At 67.5% G+C, this 6,892-nt stretch carries 6 protein-coding genes; 5 read left to right on the top strand and 1 reads right to left on the bottom strand.

The features are described from left to right. Window positions 1–154: 154 nt before the first annotated feature. A complete protein-coding gene (locus tag ACIQ09_RS21280; RefSeq protein ID WP_398314275.1) occupies window positions 155–1,006 on the bottom strand; it encodes a TorF family putative porin in 852 nt (283 codons plus the stop codon). 174 nt (window positions 1,007–1,180) lie between these two features. Here ACIQ09_RS21280 and ACIQ09_RS21275 point away from each other — a divergent pair, with 174 nt between their 5' ends. The 5 genes from ACIQ09_RS21275 to ACIQ09_RS21255 form a co-directional block, all read left to right on the top strand. Next, complete coding sequence (locus ACIQ09_RS21275; protein ID WP_398314273.1) at window positions 1,181–2,875, top strand: APC family permease; 1,695 nt, start codon at window positions 1,181–1,183, stop codon at window positions 2,873–2,875. Window positions 2,876–2,886: 11 nt separating this feature from the next. Continuing rightward, entirely contained in the window at window positions 2,887–3,468 is a 582-nt protein-coding gene (locus tag ACIQ09_RS21270; protein WP_398314271.1) for a dimethylamine monooxygenase subunit DmmA family protein, read from the top strand. Further along, window positions 3,465–4,415, top strand: coding sequence for a PDR/VanB family oxidoreductase (locus ACIQ09_RS21265; protein WP_398314269.1), 951 nt, complete (start codon window positions 3,465–3,467; stop codon window positions 4,413–4,415). Before ACIQ09_RS21270 ends, ACIQ09_RS21265 begins: the two co-directional genes overlap by 4 nt. 75 nt (window positions 4,416–4,490) lie before the next feature. Then, window positions 4,491–5,567 carry a heme-dependent oxidative N-demethylase family protein gene (locus ACIQ09_RS21260; protein ID WP_398314267.1) on the top strand — a complete coding sequence of 359 codons (1,077 nt, stop codon included), beginning with the start codon at window positions 4,491–4,493 and terminating at the stop codon, window positions 5,565–5,567. Between the two features lie 209 nt (window positions 5,568–5,776). Beyond that, window positions 5,777–6,892: acyl-CoA dehydrogenase family protein (locus ACIQ09_RS21255; RefSeq protein ID WP_398314265.1), on the top strand; the 1,116-nt coding region annotated here is incomplete at its 3' end.

Genomic DNA, 6,892 nt, shown 5'->3' with positions numbered 1-6,892 from the left:
TTGATCGAAGTCCGCGGGCGACTGAAGTCGCCCCTACTGGAAGAACCTGGGGCGCCTGCGGCGAGGCGCTTGAGGACGGGCCGCGGCCACGAAAAAACGGCCCCCGTTTCCGGGGGCCGCCGCAGGTGCCAACCTTGCTGGGAGAACGCTTGAATCAGAACACCCGATTCACCGAGGCGATCCACGTCCCGGCGTTCATGTCCTTGGTGGTGCCGTTGCCGGCCAGGCTGGGGTAGTTCTTCCAGTAGTCGGCGCCGACGGTGGTGGTGTAGGCCAGGCCGAGGGTCCAGGCGCCGGGCATGGTCTTCGTCACGCCCACCTTGTAGTCGCTGTAGTCCAGGCCTTTCGAGTTGGCGATGGTCTGGCGGCCGGCGTGGAGGGTGGCGGTCCAGGTGGGGATGAATTCGTAGGCGATGTTGGCCTCGATGTACCAGGAGCCGGTGGTGTCCTTGCCGGTGACGCCGGCGTTCGGCTTGTTGGGGAAGGCGCCGAAGCCGGCGTTGTTGCTGGTGAAGCCAAAGTAGCCCACGTCGGTGAGGGCGCGGGAGTACTTGACGTTCAGCCACTGCCAGGTGCCCGACAGGTAGAGCTCGGTGGTGTCGTAGGTCTTGCTGGCGTAGCTGCCGGCGGGGGTGATCTTGTCGTAGTTGGCCTTCGGGAAGATGAACTGCAGCAGGCCCACGTCGTAGCTGAAGTCTCCCACCGCGCCCCGGTAGCCGCCGTAGAGGTCGATCTCCACATTCGCGTTGGCGTAGAGGTTGGCGCTGGTGTTGGACATCCAGGCGCCGGCATAGAAGCCCGAGGCGTGGGCGTAGTCCACTCCGCCCTGGATGGCCGGGTTGCCCCAGGTCTGGCGGATGCCGCGGAACACGTATTCCGAAACCAGGCCGATGTTGGCGGTGAGCTCTGGCGCAGCGGCCGGGGCGTCTTCTGCAAAGGCGGGGGCGACGAGGGCGGGCAGGCCGATCAGCAGGCCGGTTCTCACTGTCCGAAGTGCGGTTTTCATTGGAGGTGCCTCTGGGGGTTGGGGTGATGCCATTTCACGCTCGCCCGCGTACTCCCTCAATTCCCCCTCCGACCTACTCCCAAAGTCGAATTGTTCGCCACGGCCCCGCAGCGGACAGTGCAGCCATATCGCTATTGGCGGTGTGGTTTTTATTCGACCTTGAGGAGAACGCAGATGAACACGACGACAGTGGATGCCGTGGCAAGCGGCATCGGGAGCGGCGGCAGTAGCGCGACGCTCCATCGCAAGATCGGCTGGGCGGGCGCCTTCTGGGTAGCCAGCGGGGTTCCGGCCCTGGTCCTTTTTTCCATCGGTTCCATTGCCGCCACGGTGGGCAAGCCCTCCTGGGCGGTGTGGATCATTTCCATCGCCTTCGGCTTCCTGCAGTCTTTCTCCTACGCCGAGATCGCCGGCCTCTTCCCGCACAAGTCGGGCGGTGCGTCGGTGTATGGGGCGGTGGCCTGGGTGCGTTACAGCAAGATGCTGGCGCCCCTGTCGGTGTGGTGCAACTGGCTGGCCTGGTCGCCGGTGCTGGCTATCGGCTCGGGGCTGGCGGCGGGTTACATCCTGTCCATCCTGTTTGCGCCGGACGCGGCCATCAACACCTGGCAGATCACCCTGCTGGACCTCTCCGGCATCAAGGCCGGCCTGTCCCTGCGCATCAACGCCACCTTTGTGCTGGGCGCGGCGGTGCTGCTGGCGGCCTTCGCCATCCAGCACCGGGGCATCCTGCAGGCGGCGCGCATGCAGATGGTGCTGGGCGTTGCCGCTCTCGCACCGCTGATGCTGATCGGCCTGTGGCCGTTGCTCTCCGGTGATGTGCCCTCCGCCAACCTCACTCCCCTCTACCCCCTGGCCAAGGACGCCGGCGGCGCGGTGATCGACGGCGCCTGGGACATGGCCGGGCTGACCCTGATCGCCGGCGGCCTCTTCATGGCGGCCTGGTCCACCTACGGCTTCGAGACGGCGGTGTGCTACACCCGCGAGTTCCGCAACCCGCGCACCGACACCTTCAAGGCCATCCTGTACTCGGGCCTGCTGTGCATCTTCGTGTTCACCGTGGTGCCGCTGGCCTTCCAGGGCTCCATCGGCCTCGGCCAGCTGGTTACGCCGGCGGTGGTGGATGCGGCCGGCACGGTGGTCACCCCGGCGGTGTACGACGGCATCCTGTCGCCGGACATCTACAGCGGCATGGGCGTGGCCCACGCCATGGCCCACATGCTGGGCGGCGGCGCGCTGATCGAACATGTGCTGATGGCCATGCTGGTGCTGGCCCTGGTGCTGTCCATCATGACCTCCATGGCGGGCTCCTCGCGCACCCTGTACCAGGCCTCGGTGGATGGCTGGCTGCCCAAGTACCTCTCCCACGTGAATGCCAACGGCGCGCCGACCCCGGCCATGTGGACCGACCTGGGCTTCAACCTGATCCTGTTGCTGATGTCCGACTACGTCTTCGTGCTGGCCATCTCCAACGTCTGCTACATCCTCTTCAACTTCCTCAACCTCAACGCCGCCTGGATCCACCGCATCGACCGCCCGAGCTGGCCGCGCCCCTTCAAGGCACCCACCTGGCTGATCGCCATCGGCACCGTGCTGGCCTTCGTCAATCTGGCGCTGATGGGCATGGGCGCCGACATCTGGGGCGTCGGCACCCTGGCCACCGGCCTGCTGGCGGCGGCGATGATCCTGCCGGTGTTCTTCTACCGTCACTACATCGTCGACAAAGGCGAGTTTCCGGCGGCGATGCAGGAAGACATGCACCTGGGCAGCGAGACGGGCGTCGGTACCCGCGCCGGCATCCTGCCTTACCTGACCCTGGCCGGCGGTGCGGCGGTGATCGCCATCGCCCACGCCGTGGCCGTGCTGTGAGGAGGCCCGCGATGCTGCACTCCGATATCAAGAGCCGCCCGACCTACCGGGCCCTGGAACCCGACCTCGCCGCCGCCGGCCACCTGCTGGTGATCGAGACGGCCACCCTGCAGCCCGGTGGGCTGGCCAACCTGGCCGATGCCTTCGCCCCGGTGGCGGCAAAGCTCCACACCTGGCTGGTGGGCGAGGCGCTGGCCGTGCCCGGCCTCGGCAAGCCCTGGCACCTGCCGGCCGTCGCCGACGTGGTGGACGCCCTGGCCTGCGCCACCCGCGGCTACGGCATCGGCGACCGGCTGTATGTGCAGGGCACCGAGCCCTTCCTGTGGTCGGTGGCCACCGCCGCGGCCATCGTCGGCTTCGGCCCCGGTCAGCTCCAGCTGTGCCATGCCGGCAGCCTGCAGCGCCGGGTGTGGTGCACCCACTGCCACGGCTTCACCGAGCAGGTCACCACCAACGTCGTGCCCTGTGCGGGCTGTGGCCGTCACCTGCTGGTACGCGACCACTTCTCCCGCCGCCTGGGCGCCTTCATGGGCGTGATGGTGGATGCCGAAGCGCCCGGCGAGATCCCGGCCATCGAGGAGGTCTTCGCATGATCGGCGACACCCTCCTGCTGCAGGTGGCGGCGGTGACCGACATCGCCCCTGGCCTGCGTCACCTGCGCCTGGTGGCAGCCGACGGTGGCAAGCTGCCCCCGGCCGCTGCCGGTGCCCACGTCCAGTTTGTGCTGGAAGGCGAGGTGCGCACCTGGCGCAACGCCTACTCGCTGGTCAGCCGGCCCGGTGCCCGGGATGCCTGGGAGATCATCGTGCGCCGGGTGCCCACCTCCCGCGGTGGCTCCGCCTTCATCCACGAACGGCTCAAGGCGGGCGACAGGCTGGTGGCCGGCTGGCCGGGCAACCTCTTTGCGCCGGTGCGCATCGCCCGCCACCACCTGATGATCGCCGGCGGCATCGGCATCACGCCCTTCCTGTCCTACCTGGCCGAGTTCGGCTTCACCGGCGCGGGCCACGCCCTGCACGTGTGCTGTCGGGAAACCGAGAAGGACGTCTTTGCCCCCTGGCTGGGCAGCAGCCAGGCCGTTGCATTCCACTGGGACGCCGACGGCCACCGCCTGGACATCCCGGCCCTGCTCGCCAGCCAGCCGGCCGGTACCCACCTCTACGTGTGCGGCCCGGCGGCCATGAACGACGAGGTGATGGCCGCCGCTGCCGTGGCCGGCTGGCCCGCCAGCCACGTGCATTGCGAGCACTTCGGTTCGGCCCTGTCCGGCGGCGAAGCCTTCCGCGCCTTCCTGGTCCGCTCGGGCATCGAGCTGGAGGTGGCCGAGGACGAAAGCCTGCTCGACGCCATCGAGCGCGCCGGCGTGGCCGCCCCCTGCCTGTGCCGCGGCGGCGCCTGCGGCGTGTGCGCCACCCCGCTGCTGGAAGGGGAGGCCGAGCACCGCGACCACTTCCTGTCCGCCGAAGAGCGTGCCGCCGGCCGTCTGATCATGCCCTGCGTCTCGCGGGCCCGGGCAGGGCGCCTGGTACTGGATTTGTGAAACCGCTGTAGGGGCGACTTCAGTCGTCCAAACAACCCCCGCGGGCGACTGAAGTCGCCCCTACAGGAGACCGACATGAGCATCGCTTTCAAGCCTGAAGAAACCTTCCGCGGCGACTACAGCTACCGCAACAGCGACGCCGCCATCCTGCGCTTTCCCTTCCCCTTCCCGGAAGACAAGTACATGTACAGCGTCAACATCGAGCCCCATGTGCGCAGCGGCCCCAGCGACGTTTTCCTGCGGCCCTTCGATGTGGATGAGCACTACATCGCCGAATGCCGCGACCGGGCCATCACCCTGGAGCGCGACCCCGGCCGCTGCCAGGTGCTGCCCCACATGATGCTGGCCCAGTGGGACACCCTCGAGCTGCTGATGGAGAACCTGTCGGCCGACTACCCGGAGCACTTCTCCCTGACCAAGGAGGGCGACGACTTCGGCAGCCGCTGGACCTGGACCAACCGGCCCCTGGGCATCGAGCAGAGCTTCATCTTCGGCGACGCCGCCACGCTGCCCTGCGAGCCCTTCGAGTACATCACCCGCCAGGCCCAGGGCGATTTCGCCATCTGCGACCAGCGCGACGACAACCTCTACATGGACGCCGGCATGGTCACCTCCCAGGCCGACTGGTCCCTGGAGTTCGACGTGGGCATGAGCTTCATGGAATGGCACGGCCCGGTGCCCCTGGCCCACCAGACCGGCGTCTTCGAGCGCGCCCTCAAATACCTGCTGATGCTGCGCCTGGGCCAGCCGGTGCGCCGCCTCAACTGGACCATGACCATCAACCCGCGCCTCGACACCTCGCCCGAGAGCTTCCCCGAATGGGGCACCGACCGGGCCACCGTGACCCCCGACAACGCTGGGCAGAAGGTGCACCTGCGGGTCGAACTGCAGACCCTGTGGCGCCTGCCCCGCAGCAACGCAATCCTGTTCCCGATCCGCTGCTACCTGGCTTCGCTCGACGACCTGGCCCGGGTGCCCAAGTGGGGCGCCCGCCTGCACCGGGTGCTGTCGTCCCTGCCGCCGCAGCTCGTCGAATACAAGGGCCTCACCCGCTACCTGCCCGCCGCCCTGGAATGGCTGAGCCGCCACGACGACGGGCGCGAGCTGCCCGCGGGCACCGAGGCCGGGGTCAGCACCCTGGCCCCCGGCTGACTGCAAACCCAGGTGGCCTGCAGGGGTTTGTAGGGGTTTGTAGGGGCGACTTCAGTCGCCCGCGGACTTTGATCAAGGGCATGCCGCTGGCTCCGCCCGCGATGGGCGACTGAAGTCGCCCCTACAAGTCGCCCCGAACAGTCGCCCCTCCGGCCCCAATGAAGCTTCGTATGAATTCCCTCTCAAACACTCACGCAAAGGACATCACCATGAACGCCATCACTCAAATGACCCCCGTCGGTATCGGTGCCGAATGGAGCCCCCAGTGGCTGCTCAGCGCCGAGCAGAAGGCCCTGCAGGCCGATCTGATCGCCCTGTGCGAAACCACCCTGCGCCCCAACGCCATCGAGAGCGACAAGGGCTATGTTTATCCCCGCAAGAACTTCGAAGCCCTGGCCGCCATGGGCCTGATGAGCCTGACCGTGCCGAAGGAGCTGGGCGGCCGCGGTGAGAGCCATCTGTGTGCCGCCATGGTCGTGGAGACCATCGCCCGCTACGGCTGCCCCTCCACCGCCATGTGCTACACCATGCACCTGGGCGCCTGCGCCGCAGCCCTCTTGCGCCACCATGACAACGAACGCCTCAAGGACATCCTGCGCCGCGTCGACAAGGATGTGCTGATCGGCACCCTGTCCTACTCCGACCCGGAGACCGGCTCCCACTTCTGGTACCCCATGTCGTCCCGTGCCGAGCGCACCGACGGCGGCTGGAAGGTCTTCAAGAAGGCTTCCTGGACCACCTCCGGCGGCTTTGCCGACTGGTACATCATCCAGACCACCTCGCCGGATTTCGGCGGCGACTACTCCGACCTGTCCTGCTTCCTGGTCACCAAGGACCAGATCAAGGCCGACCCCGCCAACTGGGACGGCCTGGGCATGCGCGGCAACCAGTCCGGCCCGATCTCCGTGGATGGGGTCGAGATCGCCCCCGACGCGCTGGTCGGCCCGGTGGGCGATGGCGCCAAGTCCAATGACGAAGTGGTGGACCCCTTCTTCCTGGTGTGCTCCTCGGCCTGCTGGAACGGCATCTGCCTGGCCGCCATGGACATCACCAAGAACCACACCACCCGCAAGGTGCACAACGACGTGGGCATGCGCGTCGCCGATTACCCGACCATCCAGGACTATGTGGGCGAGTGCCTGATCGACACCAACGCCAGCCGCAGCTACGTGTACCTGGCCGCCAAGGCCCTCGACGACCTGACCAACAACTGCGACTGGTCCGCCCACAAGGAAATCGCCCACCTGCCGCGTACCGGCATCCTCAACTGGCTGTGGCAGGTCAAGTTCTTCTCCTCCAAGACCGTCACCCACGTGGTGGACAAG

Source organism: Zoogloea sp. (genome assembly GCF_044344315.1).
Taxonomy (GTDB): Bacteria; Pseudomonadota; Gammaproteobacteria; order Burkholderiales; family Rhodocyclaceae; genus Zoogloea.
This window is presented reverse-complemented; position numbering and strand designations above follow the sequence as displayed.

Coding starts and splice junctions, on each gene's coding strand:
- ACIQ09_RS21280 (WP_398314275.1), bottom strand. CDS start 1,006: ATGAAAACCGCACTTCGGACAGTGAGAACCGGCCTGCTGATCGGCCTG.
- ACIQ09_RS21275 (WP_398314273.1), top strand. CDS start 1,181: ATGAACACGACGACAGTGGATGCCGTGGCAAGCGGCATCGGGAGCGGC.
- ACIQ09_RS21270 (WP_398314271.1), top strand. CDS start 2,887: ATGCTGCACTCCGATATCAAGAGCCGCCCGACCTACCGGGCCCTGGAA.
- ACIQ09_RS21265 (WP_398314269.1), top strand. CDS start 3,465: ATGATCGGCGACACCCTCCTGCTGCAGGTGGCGGCGGTGACCGACATC.
- ACIQ09_RS21260 (WP_398314267.1), top strand. CDS start 4,491: ATGAGCATCGCTTTCAAGCCTGAAGAAACCTTCCGCGGCGACTACAGC.